Raw genomic sequence first — 16,480 nt, 5'->3', positions numbered from 1 at the left:
ACACGGCACAGGCAATGGCCGAACGCGCCACTGCGCGGGCGTCCGAGGTCAACAGCGAGATTCACGTCCCGCCGCTGCCCCGCGTGTCGATCCAGGCCTTCTGCGACAGCTCGGGCCTCGCCGGCGCCATGCAGGCGGCGGCCGCCGACCGGCGGCTCGCGCGCGCCAACATGAAGCTGCAGATGGGCGGCCTCGCCGCCGCCGAGGAGGCCTATCGCAACGCCTCGACGCCGAACGTGATCATCGTCGAGAGCCCGCCGACACGCGAGGCGCTGTTCGCCGGTCTCGAAGCGCTCGCCGAGCACTGCGACGCCGGCACCAAGGTGGTGGTGATCGGCCGGCTCAACGACATCATGCTCTATCGCGAGCTGATCCGGCGCGGCGTCTCCGACTATCTGATCGAGCCGGTCGAGCCGCTCGATGTTGTCGCCTCGCTGTCGGGCCTGTTCAGCGCCCCGGACGCGGCGCCGCTCGGCCGCACCCTCGCGGTCTATGCGGCGAAGGGCGGCGTCGGCGCCTCGACGGTGGCGCACAACGTCGCCTTCGCGATCGCGCGGCACTTCGATCTCGAGACGGTGATCGCCGATTTCGACCTGCCCTTCGGCACCGCCGGCCTCGACTTCAACCAGGACCCGCCGCAGGGCGCGGCCGACGCCCTGCTCTCGCCGGAGCGCGTCGACGTCGCCTTCGTCGACCGCCTGCTCTCGAAATGCGCCGACCGCCTTAGCCTGCTCGCCGCGCCGGCCACCCTGGAGCGCAGCTACGACCTGACGCCGGAAGCTTTCGAGCCGCTGATGGACGTGCTGCGCGCCTCGACGCCGATGATCGTCATCGACGTTCCGCATCTGTGGACCAGTTGGGCGCGCCAGTCGGTGATGGCGGCGGATGACGTGCTGATCGTGGCGGCGCCCGATCTCGCCAATCTGCGCAATGCCAAGAACCTGTTCGACACGCTGCGCGCCGCCCGGCCCAACGACCGGCTGCCGCGCTACGTGCTCAACCAGGTCGGCATGCCCAAGCGCCCCGAGATCCGCAGCGCGGATTTCGCCAAGGCGCTGGGCAGCGAGCCCCTGGCGGTGATCCCCTTCGACGCCGCGCTGTTCGGCACGGCGTCGAACAATGGCCAGATGATCGCCGAGGTGTCGGCCTCCCACAAGGCGGTGGAAGCCTTCCGCGCGATCGGGCAGGCCACGACCGGCCGCTCGGAGGCGAGGCGCGCCTCGAACTCGATGATCGCCCCGCTGATCGCCAGGCTGCGCGGCAAATAAGCGGCGCCCACGCAACAGGAACGGATGGGACGCATGTTCGGCAAGCGCGGCAGGACCGGAACGGAAGGCGGTGGATCGGGCTCGCTCGCTATGGGCGGGATGCGCGAGCGCGCTCCTGACTCTCCGCCCGTCGTCACCCTGCCCCCGCCGCCCGCGGGGGTGATGCCGGCGTCCATGCCGAGCGCGCCGGTGGCGCCGCCGCCGCGCATGCGCTCCGACAGCTTCTACGAGACCAAGAGCCAGATCTTCGGCGCCCTCATCGAGGCAATCGACCTGTCGCAGCTCGCGCGGCTCGACGCCGCCTCGGCGCGCGAGGAAATCCGCGACATCATCAACGAGATCATCGCGATCAAGAACATCGTGATGTCGATCTCCGAGCAGGAGGAACTGCTCGAGGACATCTGCAACGACGTGCTCGGCTACGGCCCGCTGGAGCCGCTGCTGGCGCGCGACGACATCGCCGACATCATGGTGAACGGCGCCGAGACGATCTACATCGAAGTGGCGGGCAAGATCGAGCGCAGCGGCATCCGCTTCCGCGACAACCAGCAGTTGCTCAACATCTGCCAGCGCATCGTCAGCCAGATCGGTCGCCGGGTCGACGAATCGAGCCCGATCTGCGACGCGCGCCTGCCGGACGGCTCCCGCGTCAACGTCATCGCGCCGCCGCTCTCCATCGACGGCCCCGCGCTCACCATCCGCAAGTTCAAGCGCGACAAGCTGACCCTCGACCAGCTCGAGCGCTTCGGCTCGATCACGCCGGAAGGCGCCGAGGTGTTGAAGATCATCGGCCGCTGCCGGGTCAACACGCTGATCTCGGGAGGCACCGGCTCCGGCAAGACGACGCTGCTGAACTGCCTCACCCGCTACATCGACGACGACGAGCGCATCATCACCTGCGAGGACGCGGCGGAGCTGCAACTTCAGCAGCCGCATGTGGTGCGCCTGGAAACCCGCCCGCCGAACCTCGAGGGCGAGGGCCAGGTGACCATGCGCGACCTCGTGCGCAACTGCCTGCGCATGCGTCCCGAGCGGATCATCGTCGGCGAGGTGCGCGGACCCGAGGCTTTCGACCTGATGCAGGCGATGAACACCGGCCATGACGGCTCGATGGGCACGCTGCACGCCAACTCGCCGCGCGAGGCGCTCTCGCGTCTCGAATCGATGATCACCATGGGCGGCTTCTCGCTGCCCTCGCGCACGCTGCGCGAGATGATCGTGTCCTCCATCGACGTCATCGTGCAGGCCGCGCGCCTGCGCGACGGCTCGCGCCGCATCACCCACATCACCGAGGTGCTGGGCATGGAAGGCGACGTGATCATCACCCAGGACCTGTTCGTCTACGAAATCCTCGGCGAGGACGCGAACGGACGCGTTGTCGGCCGCCACAAGTCGACCGGCATCGGACGGCCGCGCTTCTGGGACCGCGCGAAATATTACGGCGAGGATGCCCGGCTTGCCCGTGCCCTCGACGCCGCCGAGGTTGCCGACAGCGGACGAGCATGAGGCCGCGATGGACGCGCTGTGGATTCCCCTGCTGACGATGCTCGCCGCCGGCGGCGTCGCCTATGTGTTCATCTTCCCCCTGCTCTCCGGCGAGCGCGCCGCCGAGCAGCGCAAGCAGGAGGTCGCCTTCGCCGACGGCGCGGTGCGCCGGACCAAGCGCGGCGCGGTCGACCCCTCGGTCACGCGCCGCCAACAGGTCGAGGAATCGCTCAAGGAACTCGAGGCGCGACGCGCCAACGCCAACCGTCCGCCGCTGCAGGTGCGGATCGGCCAGGCTGGTCTGGAATGGAGCAAGACGCGCTTCATCGTCGTCAGCGTTCTGCTCGGGCTCGGCGTGTTGCTCGTCGGCGTGGTCCTCGGCTGGCCGATCTACATCGCTGGGCCGCTTGCCTTCTCCGCCGGCTTCGGACTGCCGCGCTGGATGCTCGGCCATCTGAAGAAGAAGCGCGAATACCAGTTCCTGCAGGAATTCCCGAACGCCATCGACGTGGTGGTGCGCGGCGTGAAGTCCGGCCTGCCGCTTGGCGACTGCATCCGCATCATCGCCAGCGAGTCACAGGAGCCAGTCCGTTCCGAGTTCCGCCGCATCGTGGAGACGCAGGCGCTCGGCATCCCGCTCGCCGACGCCTGCGTGAAGCTGTTCGAGCGCGTGCCGCTCGCCGAGACCAGCTTCTTCGGCATCGTGGTGTCGATCCAGTCGAAGGCGGGCGGCAACCTCGCCGAGGCGCTCGGCAACCTCTCCCGGGTGCTGCGCGACCGGCGCAAGATGCGCGAGAAGATCCGCGCGGTCAGCATGGAGGCGAAGGCCTCGGCCGCGATCATCGGCTCGCTGCCGATCATCGTGATGCTGCTCGTCTATCTCTCGACCCCGAGCTACATCGCCCTGCTGTGGACCGAGCCGCTCGGCCGCGTGATGCTCGCCGGCTCCGCCGTGTGGATGTTCTGCGGCATCATGGTGATGCGCAAGATGATCAATTTCGACTTCTGAAGGCGCCGCCATGCTCGACTTCATCATCCGCAAAGTGCAGGACGTGCAGTTCCTGGCGACGCTGTTCACGGTGATCGCGACGGTGGCCACCGTCATCACGCTCGCCATGCCCTATCTGGCCAGCGACACGCTGGGCCGGCGGATGCGCCACGTGGCTCTGGAGCGCGACCGGATCCGCCAGCGCGAGCGCGAGCGCATGGCCCGCGGCTCCGACAAGATCGAGCTCCGCCGCGCGCCGAAGGCCTATATGCAGCGGGCGGTCGAGCAGCTCAACCTGCGCAAATGGCTCGGCGAGGACACGGTGCGGCTCAAGCTGATCCGCGCCGGCTATCGCGGCCAGAGCCCCTATGTGGTCTATCTGTTCTTCCGCATGGTGCTGCCGATCACCCTGTTCGTACTCTCGGCGCTCTACCTGTTCGTGATCGCGCCGCCGCACTATCCGGCCATCGCGCGCGTCGGCATGGTGCTGGTGGCGACCTATATCGGCCTGAAGCTGCCGGACCTGTTTCTCTCGAACAAGATCCAGAAGCGTCAGAACTCGATCCGCCGCGCCTTTCCCGACGCGCTCGACCTCATGCTGATCTGCGTGGAATCGGGCATGTCGATCGAGACCGCCTTCAAGCGCGTCAGCCAGGAGATCGGCGCCCAGTCGATCGACCTCGCCGAGGAGCTGACGCTGGCCACCGCCGAGCTGTCCTTCCTGCAGGACCGCCGGCAGGCCTATGAGAACCTCGCCACCCGCGTCGACCTCGACGGCGTCAAGGCGGTGAGCACGGCACTGATCCAGGCGGAGCGCTACGGCACGCCGCTCGGCCAGACGCTGCGCGTGCTGGCGCAGGAGAATCGCGATCTGCGCATGACGGCGGCCGAGAAGAAGGCCGCGGCGCTGCCGCCGCAGCTCACCGTGCCGATGATCCTGTTCTTCCTGCCGGTGCTGTTCGTCGTCATCCTCGGCCCGGCCGCCATCAAGGTGATGGCGATCAGGTGACGGCGCGCCGACGCGGGCCGACCGCGCGGGTGACCAGCAGCTTGTCGATGCGCCGGCCATCCATGTCGACCACCTCGAAGCGCCAGCCGTGCGTCTCAAAGGCCGCGCCTTCCTGCGGCAGCGCCTTGAACTCGTTCAGCGCGAAGCCGGCGGCGGTGTGGAAGCCGGCATCGTCCGGCACGCGGAAGGCGAGCAGCTCGGCGAGCTCGTCGACCGGCGTCGCGCCCGCCACCAGATAGGTACCGTCCGAGCGCTCGACGACATGCGGGCCGGCGCGGCCGGCCTCGTCCAACATCACCGTGCCGGCGATGGCGTCGAGCAGGTCGGCGGGGGTGAGCACGCCCACCATCGAGCCGTATTCATCCACCACCAGCGCCAGCGGGCTCTCGGCATGGCGCAGCACCTTCATGGCGTCGAGCGCGCCGGCGGTCTCGACCAGCACCGCCGCCGGCTTCACGAACTGGCGCGGATCCGGCGTCTTGCCGTCGAGATAGGCCTCCAGCAGGTCGCGGATGTCGATCACGCCGGTGGCCTCCTCGGGCGTGCCCTCGCAGGCCGGCATGCGGGTGTGCTTGGTCTCGCGGATGGTCTGGCGCACCACGTCCGGGTCGTCGGTGAGGTCGATCCAGTCGACATCGGTGCGCGGCGTCATCACCGCCCGCACCGGACGGTCGGCGAGGCGCATGACGCCGGCGATCATCCGACGCTCGTCTGGATCGATGACGCCGGCCGTCTCGGCCTCGGCGACGATGGCGCGGATCTCCTCGTCGGTGACGTTGTTCTGCTCCGATGCGCTTTGGTCGCCGAGCAGGCGCAGCACGAGGCGCGTCGAGGCGTCGAGCAACCACACCGCCGGAGCGGCCACCCGCGAGAGCACCACCATGGCGGGGGCGACCATCGAGGCGAGCTTCTCCGGGCTCTGCAAGGCGAGCCGCTTGGGGATCAGCTCGCCGATGATGAGCGAGATGTAGGTGATGATGGCGACGACGACGAAATAGCCGACGCCGCTGGCGACGCCCGGCGACAGGCCTTGCGTCTGCAGCCATTGGCCAAGCATCTCGCCGAGCGTGGCGCCAGAGAAAGCACCGGCTAGAATGCCGATGAGCGTGATGCCGATCTGCACGGTCGAGAGGAAGCGGCCCGGATCGGCCGCGAGGCTAAGGGCGGCGCGGGCGCCCCGCGACCCGTGTTCGGCGCGCGAGCGCAGGCGGGCGGGGCGGGACGAGACGACCGAAAGCTCGGCCATGGCAAGAACGCCGTTCACAAGAACGAGCAGGATGACGACAGCGATTTCAAACAGTGGCATCTAGGGTCGCAAAGCAGCCTCAAGTCCGTCACGTGTAGCATGCCGGCGCCGAATGGCGATGCGGTCTGTGCGATACCATGGAATGCAGGGGATAAAGAAAGCGTCAGGCGGCGCGCCTTTGCCCGCGTTTGACGCCTGCATCCAAGGCTTCTAGAAGCGGTTGAACTCAACCTGCCCCGCCTCGCGCGCTGCCCGGATTAGCCATGTCGTTCAATACCTTCGGCCATATGTTCCGGGTCACGACCTTCGGCGAGAGCCATGGGCCTGCGATCGGCGGGGTGATCGACGGGTGCCCGCCCGGCATCGTCTTCACGCTGGCCGACATTCAGGACGCGCTCGACCGGCGCCGGCCCGGCCAGTCGCGCTTCACCACGCAGCGGCGCGAGCCGGACGAGGTCAAGGTACTCTCCGGCACCCTGCCGGGGGACGGCGACAGCCTCGTCACCACCGGCACACCGATCGCGCTGCTGATCGAGAATGTCGACCAGCGGTCCAAGGACTACTCGGAAATTGCCGCGAGCTACCGGCCCGGCCATGCCGACTATGCCTATGACGTGAAATACGGCATCCGCGATTATCGCGGCGGCGGGCGCTCCTCGGCGCGCGAGACGGCGGTACGGGTCGCGGCGGGCGCGCTCGCCCTTAAGGTGCTGCCCGGCGTCACCGTGCGCGGGGCGCTGGTCGGGATGGGCGAGATCGAGATCGACCGCGCGCGCTGGGACTGGGAGGAGATCGGCCGCAACCCCTTCTTCTGCCCGGACGCACAGGCTGCAGAAAGGATGGCGAACTATCTCGACGGCATCCGTAAATCCGGCTCCTCGGTCGGCGCGGTGATCGAGGTGGTGGCCGAGGGCGTGCCGCCGGGTCTCGGCGCACCGATCTACGGCAAGCTCGACGCCGACCTCGCGAGCGCGCTGATGAGCATCAACGCGGTGAAGGGCGTCGAGATCGGCGAGGGCTTCCATGCGGCGCAGCTCACCGGCGAGGACAATGCCGACGAGATGCGCATGGGCAATGACGGGCGGCCGATCTTCCTCGCCAACCATGCCGGCGGCATCCTCGGCGGCATCTCGACCGGGCAGCCGGTGGTGGCGCGCTTTGCGGTGAAGCCGACCTCCTCCATCCTCAATCCGCGCCGCACCGTGACGCGCTTCGGCGAGGATGCCGAGATCGTCACCAAGGGCCGGCACGACCCCTGCGTCGGCATCCGCGCCGTGCCGGTCGGCGAGGCCATGGTCGCCTGCGTGCTCGCCGACCACCTCATCCGCCATCGCGGGCAGGTCGGCATGCCGCCGGTTTGGCCCTTCCCGCGGTGAGTGGTCGCGCGATCGCATCGCGGCGATTTCAGTATTGCTGAAAAGCAGTCTCTTCTTCATTGCTGCCGAAACCCGCCGGGTTTATATGACTCTTCATGAAGCTGGCGGACTGGCTCGGAACGACAGGAATGACACGCAGCGCCTTCGCGCGCGCGGCCGGCCTGTCGCCCGCCACCATCACCGCCCTGTGCAAGGACGAGACGGCCTGGGTCTCGCGCGAGGCGGCAGGACGCATCGCCTCCGTCACCGACGGCGCCGTCACGCCCAATGATTTCCTCGGGCTCGCGCCCGAGCTGCAGAAGGTGCTCAGCATGATCGACAGCATGCAGTCCCGCGTGGACGCGGCGATCCAGGCATTCGCGCGTGGCGAGATGCTGGTCGTGACCGATGACGACGACCGCGAGAACGAGGGCGACCTTATCGTCGCCGCCGTGCACGCGACGCCGGAGAAGCTGGCCTTCATCGTGCGCCACACCTCCGGCATCGTCTGCACGCCGATCACCCCCGAGCACGCGCGCAAGCTTCGGCTCAGCCCGATGGTGAGCGACAACGACGCGCCGCATTCGACCGCCTTCACCATCTCGGTCGACTATCGCCACGGCACCACCACCGGTATCTCGGCCGAGGACCGCACCGCCACGGTGCGCGGCCTCGCCAACCCGAATTCCGGGCCGGCGGACTTCGTGCGGCCCGGCCACATCTTCCCGCTGATCGCCCGCGAGGGCGGCGTGCTCATGCGCTCCGGCCACACCGAGGCGGCGGTCGACCTGTGCAAGCTCGCCGGCGTGGAGCCGGTCGGGGTGATCTGCGAGCTTGTCAATGACGACGGAACGGTGATGCGCGGGCCGAAGGTCGCCGATTTCGCGGCCGCGCACGGTCTCACCCGCATCTCGGTCGCCGATCTCATCGCCTATCGGCAGGCGCGCGAGAAGCTGGTCAGCCGCTCCGCCGAGTTCACCGCCCCAACCATCGTCGGCGAAATGCAGGGCATCTCCTATGTCACGCCCTTCGAGCCGGTGAACCACCTCGCGCTAGTGCACGGTCGCATCGGCGACGGCCGCAACGTGCTGGTGCGCCTGCACCGCGCCGACCCGATCGGCGACGTGTTCACCGGCGGCAAGGCGATCCGCGCCTCGCTCGAGCGCATCAAGGCGGAGGGACGCGGCGTCCTCGTCTATCTGCGCGACGGCACCGCCGGCGTCCCCGTCACCTCGGTCGGGCACGAGGGCAAGGGCGATTCGGAGCGGATGCGCGACGAGCAGTGGCGCGAAGTTGGGCTCGGCGCGCAGATCCTGAAAGACCTCGGAATCTCCTCGATCCGGCTGCTGGCTTCGCGCACGCGCACCTATGTCGGCCTCGCCGGCTTCGGTATCGAGATCACCGAGACCGAGCCGCTCGACGGCTGAGCTGCGCCGTATTCCGGTAGCGATGCTCACGCGAATGGCATCGCCCGGCCCGGACCGCCCGCAATTTCGGCTTCTGGCGACTCGCGGCGCGTGTCACCATTCTGACATGACGCGCCTGGTGGCACGTCCGGTCTCGTTCAGTCCGATATCGGACAGCTTCCGGACACGTCGAACTCCCGTCACGGACGGAGGGCGCGATGGCGTGCATGCGCAGTGTCTTGCCGAGGGCCACTCTCCGGGGGCTCGCTCTTCTCGGAAGCATCCTGTTCGCGGGCGAGATCATGACCGAGCCCGCACTTGCGGCGGATCAGCCCGTCGATGTCGAGCTGGTGCTCGCGGTCGACGTCTCCTACTCGATGGACCTCGACGAGCTCGCCCTGCAGCGCGAGGGCTACATCCAGGCCGTCACCTCCGCCGAATTCCTCAACGCGCTGAAGCTCGGGCCGAACGGCCGGGTGGCGCTCGCCTATGTCGAATGGGCCGGCGTCGACGAGCAGAAGCTGGTGGTCGACTGGACGCTGGTCGACGGCCCGGCAAGCGCCCGCACCTTCGCCACTGCCATCGCCGAGGCGCCGCTGCGACGCGTCTACCGCACATCGATATCCGGCGCGATGGAGTTCAGCGCCGCACTGTTCGACAATAACGGCTATCGCGGCCTGCGTCGGGTCATCGATATCTCCGGCGACGGCACCAACAACCAGGGGCCGCTGGTCGAGGTGACGCGGGCCTCGCTGGTGTCGCGCGGCATCACCATCAACGGCCTGCCGCTGATCCTGAAGGAGCCGGCCGGCTCGATGCTCGATATCGAGCAGCTCGACGTCTATTACGAGGATTGCGTGATCGGCGGGCCCGGCGCCTTCGTCATCCCGATCCGCTCCAAGCACGAATTCGCCGACGCCATCCGCACCAAGCTGGTGCTGGAGGTCGCCGGCGTGAAGCCGCCGCCCGAAATGCTGGTGCGCTTCGCCGCGGGCGAGAAGCGGATCTCCTGCACGGTCGGCGAACGCATGTGGATGGAGCGCTGGGGGAACTGAGCGCGACGACCCCGAGCGGCGTCAGCCGGCCGCCTCGCCGGCAGCCAGCTTCGCGCGCAGCTCGGCGTTCTCGGCCTCCAGCGCCATCAGCCGTTCGCGCAGCGGCCGCACCGCCTCCGCCACTTCGGGTTCGGTGAAGCGCGGCGTGATGTGCTGCGAGCAGTTCCAGTCGAAGGCCTGCAACCGCAACCGGAAGATGCGCTCGGGCAACGCCCTGTAGCCTGGCACCGAGACGAAGGCGGCCAGCGCAGGGTCGGTGTCGAGCGCCAACGTCTCGACATGCGCGTAAATCTTCAGCCGCGCACGCCGACGATAATCCATCAGGAAAAGACAGGCGCGGTCGTTGGCGGCGAGGTTGCCGGTGCTGATGTACTGGCGGTTGCCGCGATAGTCGGCAAAGGCGAGCGTCTTCTCGTCCACCACCTTCAGGAAGCCGCGCGGGCCGCCGCGATGCTGCACATAGGGCCAGTCGGTCTCTGACACGCTCGCCATATAGAAACTGTTGCGCTCGGCGATGAACGCCGCCTCGCCGGCGGTGAAGGCGTCGAACTCGCGATGGTCCCGGTAGTCCTGCCAGAGATGATCGGCCCCCATCGCCTCCTGCGCGGCGCGCACGCTCGGGGTGATCGCGACATCGAGAAATCCGTATGACATGGCACGCGCTCCTTCGCGCGGGGTGGCGATGGTCTGGCGGCGACGATCCGTATCGGGTCACTCCCTCCGAAACACGCCGACCAGCTCAATATGCGGCGTGTAGCGGAACTGGTCGACCGGCACGACCCGCTCCAGCCGGTAGCCGCCTTCGACGAGGATGCGCGCGTCGCGGGAGAAGCTCGCAAGGTCGCAGGACACGCCGACGACGAGCGGCACGCGGCTCGCCGCCAGCTCCCGCGCCTGCGCCTCGGCGCCCTGTCGGGGCGGATCGAACACCACGGCGTCGAACGTCTTGAGTTCGATCGGCAGCAGCGGCCGGCGGAACAGGTCGCGCGTCTCGGCTACGATCGGCTTCAGGCCCGACGTGTTGCGGGCGGCACGAGCCAGCGCCTCGACCGCCGATGCGCTCGATTCCACCGCCAGGATCCGCGCGGTCTCGGCGAGGCGCAGCGCAAAGGTGCCGACGCCGCTGAAAAGATCGGCGACGCGGCCGGCCTTGCCGACTGCCGCGACCACCTCGGCGGCGAGCGCCGCCTCGCCCGCGGCGGTCGCCTGAAGGAACGAACCGGCCGGGAGCGCGACCTTCGCGCGGCCCATCGTCACCACCGGCGGCTCGCGCTGCAGGACGAGCTCGCCATGACGGGTCAGCCGCGCCAGCCTGTGCCGGCCGGCGATCTCCGCCAGCGCGGCGACGCAATCCGGCCTCAACGGCCCCGAGCCGCGCACATCCATGTCGAGGCCGGTCTCGGTCGCCGTGACCTGCAGGTCCAGCGGCTTCTTCAGCGGCGCCAGCACCTCGGCCACCGCCCAGCAGGCCTTGAGCGCGCCGGCGAGCCCGGGTGCCAGGATGGGACAGGCGTCGATCGGCACCACGGCGTGGCTGCGCAGCCCGGCGAAGCCGACGCTGAGGATATCGCGCCCGGCGCTCGGGCTGCCGCCGCCGGTGCGCGCGTGGAAGGTGGCGCGGCGCCGGCCCTCGCCATGGGCGTCGCGCAGCGGCTCGACCTCGGCCGCGATGCCGACGCGCTCCAGCGCCTCGACGAGGAGGCCGCGCTTGAAGGCGCGATAGGGCTCCTCGCGCCAGTGCTGGAAGGCGCAGCCGCCGCAATGGCCGACATGGCGGCAGAACGGCTCGATACGGTCCTGGCTCGGCGCCACCACCCGGAGCAGCCGGCCGCGATCCCGGTCGCGCTCGATCTCGACCGTCTCGCCCGGCAGGGCGAGGGGCACATAGACCGGCCCGTCGGCGGTCTCGGCGATGCCGTCGCCACGATGGCCGATCCGGTCGATGGCAACAATTTCGGGTGCGGCGGAAGACATTCCGGAGAGATGCATCATGCGGCTTACGTATTCACCTTGCGGCGACGTGCGGCAAGTTATCCGTTCCGCTCCCGTCAATATGCAAAATTCCTCAACGTCATGTAGTATTCGTTCGTCGATTCGCTGCATCCATAAGGACAGCGATGTTTACTTAGCAGATGCACATAATAATAACGTGCACATGCAAAGGGGGAAGGGATGTCGCTTATTTCGGCCTTGGCCATCAGTATCGGCGTTCTAGGAGGCGTAGCCACCTGGCTGTTCCTCGGACCTCTCGCGGGCGGCCTGCAGATCTGGGCCGCCTTCATCGCCTGGGCGTGCTTCTTCCATTGCGGCGGCAAGGAGCACGGCCTGAAGGCGACCATTCTCGCCAATGCCGCGGGCGCGGTGATGGCGAGTCTCTCGCTGATCGCGGTCAGCCGCGGCGGCATGGCGGACACGCTGGGCCTGCCGCTCTGGGCGGGCATCTGCGTCGGCATCGGCGTCATGGTGATGATCCTGCTCGCCAACCTGCCCGCGCTCTCCGCGGTGCCGGCACTCGTCTATGGCTTCGCGGCCACCGCCGCGCTGTCGCTTCTCACCACCGACGGGCTCGCCAACCTCACCTCCGGCTCGCTCGCCAATCCGGTGGTGACGGTCATCCTCTCGATGATCGTCGGCGCCGTGTTCGGCTACGTCTCCGAAAAGCTGGCCGGCGCCCTGGTCGGCAGCGGCACGGCGGCGCGCCACGCCTGATCCGGCACCCGCGAGCCGCCCCTCGCGGGCGCCGACATCGCAGCCAATAGGGGTTAAGGCTGCGTCAGGCGCCGGACGGGACATCGCGCCCGGCCGGCGCCGCTATAACGAGGCTTTCCTCGTTTCCGTCCCCGCCGGCGATCGGCGAGGCGAGCACTTCGAGCGCCTGCCAGCCGAGCCGAGAGAGCTCCTGCCGGATCGCCTCTACCGCCCCTGCCCGCGCGAGCGGATCGCGCACGATGCCGCCCTTGGAGAGCCTGTCGCGGCCGACCTCGAATTGCGGCTTCACCAGCGCGACTAGCACCGCGTCCGGCGCGGCATAGGCAAGCGCCGCCGGCAGGACGAGGGCGAGCCCGATGAAGCTGACGTCGATGGTGACGATGCCGACCGGCTCCGGTATCGCGCCCTCCGGCAGGGCGCGGATGTCGCTGCCCTCCAGCGAGATCACCTCGGGACGGGCGCGAAGCCTCGGGTGGAGCTGGTCGCGGCCGACATCGACCGCATAGACCCGCTTCGCACCTCGCGCCAACAGCACGTCGGTGAAGCCGCCGGTCGAGGCGCCGACATCGAGCGTCACGCGGCCTTTAACATCGACATGCGCCGCATCGAGCGCCGCGGCGAGCTTGACGCCGCCGCGCGAGACCCATGGGAAGGGCTCGCTGGCCTCAATGCGGGCATCGGTCGCGAGCAGGTCGGACGGCCTGGCGACGGTCCGTCTGTCGGCTGTGACCAGTCCGGCGGCGATCGCGGCCTGCGCGCGGGCGCGGCTCTCGAACAGGCCGCGCTCGACGAGCAGCCGGTCGGCGCGCTGCGTCTTCGCCGCCGCACCGGATGCAGCGGAATCGCCGGCTTTTTCGAGATTGCGGCGCCACCGTCCCGCTTCCGTCACAATCGCCGCCCACCCATGATTGCAGAACCCGTCCCGATCAGGTTCGCGCCAGCGTTTCCGCCCATCCGGCAGCGTCCCTGATGCCCGTCAGGGCCGGACGGAAGCACGCCATAGCAGGAATACGCCATCACGCGACAGAACCAGACACGTCTGACGAAAGTTGATCGGCTGCGGACGCCGTTCGTGATCTAACATTCGTGCGGGATCGATTTCCATACGATCGGCGTCTTCACGGGATCGCCGGATAAACTGCCGCCGGAGCCTGCAGGAAAGCCAATGCGTCGCCTCTCTGTCGCCGTGCGTAGCCTCATCATTGCTTCCGGCCTCGCGGCGGCCCCTGTCGGAGGCACTCCCATGCTGGGTCTGCTCGCCAGCCCTCTGGCGCATGCGGCCTCCGATGCCGGAACCGCGAAGAAGCCGCCCGGCAAGAAGGCCGGAAAGGACGCCGGCAAACAGGGCAAAGGCGCTCCAGCCAAGGGCGCGCCGGCCAAGAGCGCCGGCGTGTGGAGCTACAGCCGCGACGCCGAGGCCTTCATGCTGCAATACCGGGTTCCGGGCGACCCGGCGCCGGTGCTGGTGGCGACCTGCCGGCCGGGCGCGGGGCTGTTCCAGGTGGTCGCCGAGATCTCCCCGGCCAAGGCGCAGACCGGCGATCCGGTGCGCCTCGTGCTGAGCAACGGCAAGGTGGCGGTGGAGTTCGCCGCCAGCGTGTTCCCCTCGGTGAGCGAGGGCAAGCAGGCGGTGGAGGCGCAGGTGCGGCTCGACCCGAAGATGGTCGCCTTGTTCAAGGCCGCCGACCAGCTTCGCATCGCCGTGCCCGGCACCAACACGCTGCTGCCGCTCGCCGGTGCGCAGGCGCGGGTGCCGGATTTCGAGAAGGGCTGCCTGAGGGCGCGGATCATTTCCGACAAGCCGTCGGAAGCCAGCGCCAACTGAAGGCGCGAAGGCCTTCAGCCGCGCAGGCGGGTTAGCCGCGCAGCCGGGTCTTGCCGTCCGCGCCGAAGCCCGGCTCCTCGCCGCGCCCGAGCGAGGCCAGCACGCTCCGCACGATGCCGCCGGCGTCGAGCCCCGCCTCGGCGAGCTGAGCGGCCGGCGAATTCTGCTCGATGAAGCGGTCGGGCAAGGTGAGCGCGCGCACCTTCAGGCCCCGCTCCAGCGCGCCGGCCTCGGCGAGAAGGTGCAGCACGGCCGCGCCGAAACCGCCGGCAGCCCCCTCCTCCACGATAACCAGCACCTCGTGCTCGCGCGCAAGGCGCAGCAGGAGATCGCGGTCGAGCGGCTTGGCGAAGCGCGCATCGGCCACCGTGGTCGACAGGCCGAAGCCGGCGAGTTGCTCGGCGGCATCGAGGCAGGCAGCGAGCCGCGTACCGAGAGACAGCAGCGCTACCGTGGTGCCCTCGCGCACCACCCGCCCACGGCCGATGTCGAGCGGCATGCCCCGCGCCGGACGCTCGACGCCGACGCCCTCGCCGCGCGGATAGCGGAAGGCGATCGGCCCCTCGTCATGGGCGACAGCGGTGGCGATCATGTGGACCAGCTCCGCCTCGTCGGACGGCGCCATGATCACCATGCCCGGCAGGCAGCCGAGCATCGGGATGTCGTAGGCTCCCGCATGGGTCGCCCCGTCAGCGCCGACGAGGCCCGCACGATCGATGGCGAAGCGCACCGGCAGGCGCTGGATGGCGACGTCGTGCACCACCTGGTCGTAGGCGCGCTGTAGGAAGGTCGAGTAGATCGCGCAGAACGGCTTATAGCCCTCGGCGGCGAGGCCGGCGGCAAAGGTCACAGCGTGCTGCTCGGCGATGCCGACGTCGAAGGTGCGCTCGGGGAACGCCTGCCCGAACAGGTCGAGCCCGGTTCCGGCCGGCATGGCGGCGTTGATGGCGACGATGCGGTCGTCGCGGCCTGCCTCGTCGATCAGCGCCTCGGCGAAGACGCGGGTATAGCTCGGCGCGTTTGAGGCCGCCTTGCTCTGCGTCCCGGTGGCGACGTCGAAGCGCTGCACGCCGTGATACTTGTCGGCGGACGCCTCGGCCGGCGGATAGCCCTTGCCCTTGCGGGTCACGACGTGGACCAGCACCGGGCCGGTCTGCGCGTCGCGCACATTGCGCAGCACGGGCAGCAGGTGGTCGAGGTTGTGACCGTCGATCGGGCCGACATAGTAGAAGCCGAGCTCCTCGAACAGCGTGCCGCCAGTCCAGAAGCCGCGCGCGAACTCCTCCGCCCGCGCCGCCTTCTGCCCGAAGAACTTCGGCAGGCCCTGGGCGAGCTGCTTGGCGGTCTCACGCAGCGACCGGTAGGTGCGCCCGGAGATCAGCCGCGCCAGATAGGCCGACATGGCGCCGACCGGCGGGGCGATCGACATGTCGTTGTCGTTGAGAATGACGATGAGGCGGGAATCCATCGCCCCGGCATTGTTCATCGCCTCATAGGCCATGCCGGCCGACATGGCGCCGTCGCCGATCACGCAGACGACGTTGCGCATGCCTGCGTCCGGCTTCTTCTCCGCTTCCAGATCGCGCGCCACCGCCATGCCGAGCCCGGCGGAGATCGAGGTCGAAGAATGGCCGGCGCCGAAGGGGTCGTATTCGCTCTCGGCGCGGTTGGTGAAGCCGGCGAGCCCGCCGCCCTGCCGCAGGGTGCGGATACGGTCGCGGCGGCCGGTGATGATCTTGTGCGGGTAGCACTGGTGGCCGACGTCCCAGATCAGCCGATCGTTCGGCGTATCGAAGACGTAGTGCAGCGCCACGGTGAGCTCGACCACGCCGAGCCCGGCGCCAAGATGGCCGCCAGTGACCGACACCGCGTCGATGGTCTCGGCGCGCAGCTCGTCCGCGAGCTGCCCCAGCCGGTCCTCGGGCAGGCGTCTCAGATCGGCAGGCTCGTGGACCGTGTCGAGAAGCGGGGTGGACGGTCGGGTCAAGCAGGACTCCGGTACGGCACATGGCCCCGGCGGACGCGGCCGCCGCCAAAGGCAATACTCCCGTGCGCAGGCCCCGCACGGGAAGCTTTCTGGCATACACGCTGCGACGCCCCCGCGCAACGCAAACGCACGCAACGGTATCGCGCT

At 69.0% G+C, this 16,480-nt stretch carries 14 protein-coding genes; 9 read left to right on the top strand and 5 right to left on the bottom strand.

The window, feature by feature from the left end; genetic code table 11:
- Positions 1–14: 14 nt before the first annotated feature.
- From U742_RS0104650 to U742_RS0104635, 4 genes are read left to right on the top strand one after another with little or no spacing between them, the layout of a single operon-like run.
- On the top strand, positions 15–1,268 hold the full coding sequence (locus U742_RS0104650) for an AAA family ATPase (RefSeq protein WP_029350526.1): 1,254 nt from the start codon (positions 15–17) through the stop codon (positions 1,266–1,268).
- Positions 1,269–1,301: 33 nt separating this feature from the next.
- Complete coding sequence (locus tag U742_RS0104645; RefSeq protein ID WP_029350523.1) at positions 1,302–2,774, top strand: CpaF family protein; 1,473 nt, start codon at positions 1,302–1,304, stop codon at positions 2,772–2,774.
- A 7-nt stretch (positions 2,775–2,781) separates the two neighbouring features.
- Positions 2,782–3,762: a type II secretion system F family protein gene (locus tag U742_RS0104640; protein ID WP_029350522.1), complete on the top strand. Its 981-nt coding sequence runs from the start codon at positions 2,782–2,784 to the stop codon at positions 3,760–3,762.
- A 10-nt stretch (positions 3,763–3,772) separates the two neighbouring features.
- Positions 3,773–4,750, top strand: coding sequence for a type II secretion system F family protein (locus tag U742_RS0104635; protein WP_029350519.1), 978 nt, complete (start codon positions 3,773–3,775; stop codon positions 4,748–4,750).
- Here U742_RS0104635 and U742_RS0104630 read toward each other — a convergent pair.
- Positions 4,743–6,056, bottom strand: a complete 1,314-nt coding sequence (locus tag U742_RS0104630) for a hemolysin family protein (RefSeq protein ID WP_029350517.1) — start codon at positions 6,054–6,056, stop codon at positions 4,743–4,745. The two genes, U742_RS0104635 and U742_RS0104630, sit on opposite strands and share 8 nt — an antisense overlap.
- Before the next feature lie 203 nt (positions 6,057–6,259).
- Here U742_RS0104630 and aroC point away from each other — a divergent pair, with 203 nt between their 5' ends.
- The 3 genes from aroC (at position 6,260) to U742_RS0104615 (ending at position 9,812) form a co-directional block, all read left to right on the top strand.
- Positions 6,260–7,372 (top strand): chorismate synthase, encoded by a 1,113-nt coding sequence (gene aroC, locus U742_RS0104625; RefSeq protein ID WP_029350515.1) that lies wholly within the window; start codon positions 6,260–6,262, stop codon positions 7,370–7,372.
- A gap of 95 nt (positions 7,373–7,467) precedes the next feature.
- Entirely contained in the window at positions 7,468–8,778 is a 1,311-nt protein-coding gene (ribB, locus tag U742_RS0104620) for a 3,4-dihydroxy-2-butanone-4-phosphate synthase (protein ID WP_029350514.1), read from the top strand.
- A 281-nt stretch (positions 8,779–9,059) separates the two neighbouring features.
- Positions 9,060–9,812 (top strand): DUF1194 domain-containing protein, encoded by a 753-nt coding sequence (locus U742_RS0104615; protein WP_156034127.1) that lies wholly within the window; start codon positions 9,060–9,062, stop codon positions 9,810–9,812.
- A 21-nt stretch (positions 9,813–9,833) separates the two neighbouring features.
- On the opposite strand, the gene U742_RS0104610 is transcribed toward U742_RS0104615, so the two are convergent.
- Complete coding sequence (locus U742_RS0104610; RefSeq protein ID WP_029350510.1) at positions 9,834–10,466, bottom strand: pyridoxamine 5'-phosphate oxidase family protein; 633 nt, start codon at positions 10,464–10,466, stop codon at positions 9,834–9,836.
- 57 nt (positions 10,467–10,523) lie between these two features.
- A complete protein-coding gene (locus U742_RS0104605) occupies positions 10,524–11,786 on the bottom strand; it encodes a class I SAM-dependent RNA methyltransferase (RefSeq protein WP_029350508.1) in 1,263 nt (420 codons plus the stop codon).
- 198 nt (positions 11,787–11,984) lie between these two features.
- On the opposite strand from U742_RS0104605, the gene U742_RS0104600 reads away from it, so the two are divergent.
- On the top strand, positions 11,985–12,521 hold the full coding sequence (locus U742_RS0104600; protein ID WP_029350506.1) for a DUF1097 domain-containing protein: 537 nt from the start codon (positions 11,985–11,987) through the stop codon (positions 12,519–12,521).
- Positions 12,522–12,585: 64 nt separating this feature from the next.
- On the opposite strand, the gene U742_RS0104595 is transcribed toward U742_RS0104600, so the two are convergent.
- Positions 12,586–13,317, bottom strand: coding sequence for a TlyA family RNA methyltransferase (locus tag U742_RS0104595; protein WP_081852864.1), 732 nt, complete (start codon positions 13,315–13,317; stop codon positions 12,586–12,588).
- A 447-nt stretch (positions 13,318–13,764) separates the two neighbouring features.
- Here U742_RS0104595 and U742_RS0104590 point away from each other — a divergent pair, with 447 nt between their 5' ends.
- Positions 13,765–14,346: a hypothetical protein gene (locus U742_RS0104590; protein ID WP_029350503.1), complete on the top strand. Its 582-nt coding sequence runs from the start codon at positions 13,765–13,767 to the stop codon at positions 14,344–14,346.
- 31 nt (positions 14,347–14,377) lie between these two features.
- Here U742_RS0104590 and dxs read toward each other — a convergent pair whose 3' ends face one another.
- Positions 14,378–16,333: a 1-deoxy-D-xylulose-5-phosphate synthase gene (gene dxs / locus U742_RS0104585; RefSeq protein WP_051660863.1), complete on the bottom strand. Its 1,956-nt coding sequence runs from the start codon at positions 16,331–16,333 to the stop codon at positions 14,378–14,380.
- Positions 16,334–16,480 lie beyond the last annotated feature (147 nt).

The organism is Allobosea sp. 117 (genome assembly GCF_000702305.1).
Taxonomy (GTDB): domain Bacteria; phylum Pseudomonadota; class Alphaproteobacteria; order Rhizobiales; family Xanthobacteraceae; genus Ancylobacter.
This window is presented reverse-complemented; position numbering and strand designations above follow the sequence as displayed.

Coding starts and splice junctions, on each gene's coding strand:
- U742_RS0104650 (WP_029350526.1), top strand. CDS start 15: ATGGCCGAACGCGCCACTGCGCGGGCGTCCGAGGTCAACAGCGAGATT.
- U742_RS0104645 (WP_029350523.1), top strand. CDS start 1,302: ATGTTCGGCAAGCGCGGCAGGACCGGAACGGAAGGCGGTGGATCGGGC.
- U742_RS0104640 (WP_029350522.1), top strand. CDS start 2,782: ATGGACGCGCTGTGGATTCCCCTGCTGACGATGCTCGCCGCCGGCGGC.
- U742_RS0104635 (WP_029350519.1), top strand. CDS start 3,773: ATGCTCGACTTCATCATCCGCAAAGTGCAGGACGTGCAGTTCCTGGCG.
- U742_RS0104630 (WP_029350517.1), bottom strand. CDS start 6,056: ATGCCACTGTTTGAAATCGCTGTCGTCATCCTGCTCGTTCTTGTGAAC.
- aroC (WP_029350515.1), top strand. CDS start 6,260: ATGTCGTTCAATACCTTCGGCCATATGTTCCGGGTCACGACCTTCGGC.
- ribB (WP_029350514.1), top strand. CDS start 7,468: ATGAAGCTGGCGGACTGGCTCGGAACGACAGGAATGACACGCAGCGCC.
- U742_RS0104615 (WP_156034127.1), top strand. CDS start 9,060: ATGACCGAGCCCGCACTTGCGGCGGATCAGCCCGTCGATGTCGAGCTG.
- U742_RS0104610 (WP_029350510.1), bottom strand. CDS start 10,466: ATGTCATACGGATTTCTCGATGTCGCGATCACCCCGAGCGTGCGCGCC.
- U742_RS0104605 (WP_029350508.1), bottom strand. CDS start 11,786: ATGTCTTCCGCCGCACCCGAAATTGTTGCCATCGACCGGATCGGCCAT.
- U742_RS0104600 (WP_029350506.1), top strand. CDS start 11,985: ATGTCGCTTATTTCGGCCTTGGCCATCAGTATCGGCGTTCTAGGAGGC.
- U742_RS0104590 (WP_029350503.1), top strand. CDS start 13,765: ATGCTGGGTCTGCTCGCCAGCCCTCTGGCGCATGCGGCCTCCGATGCC.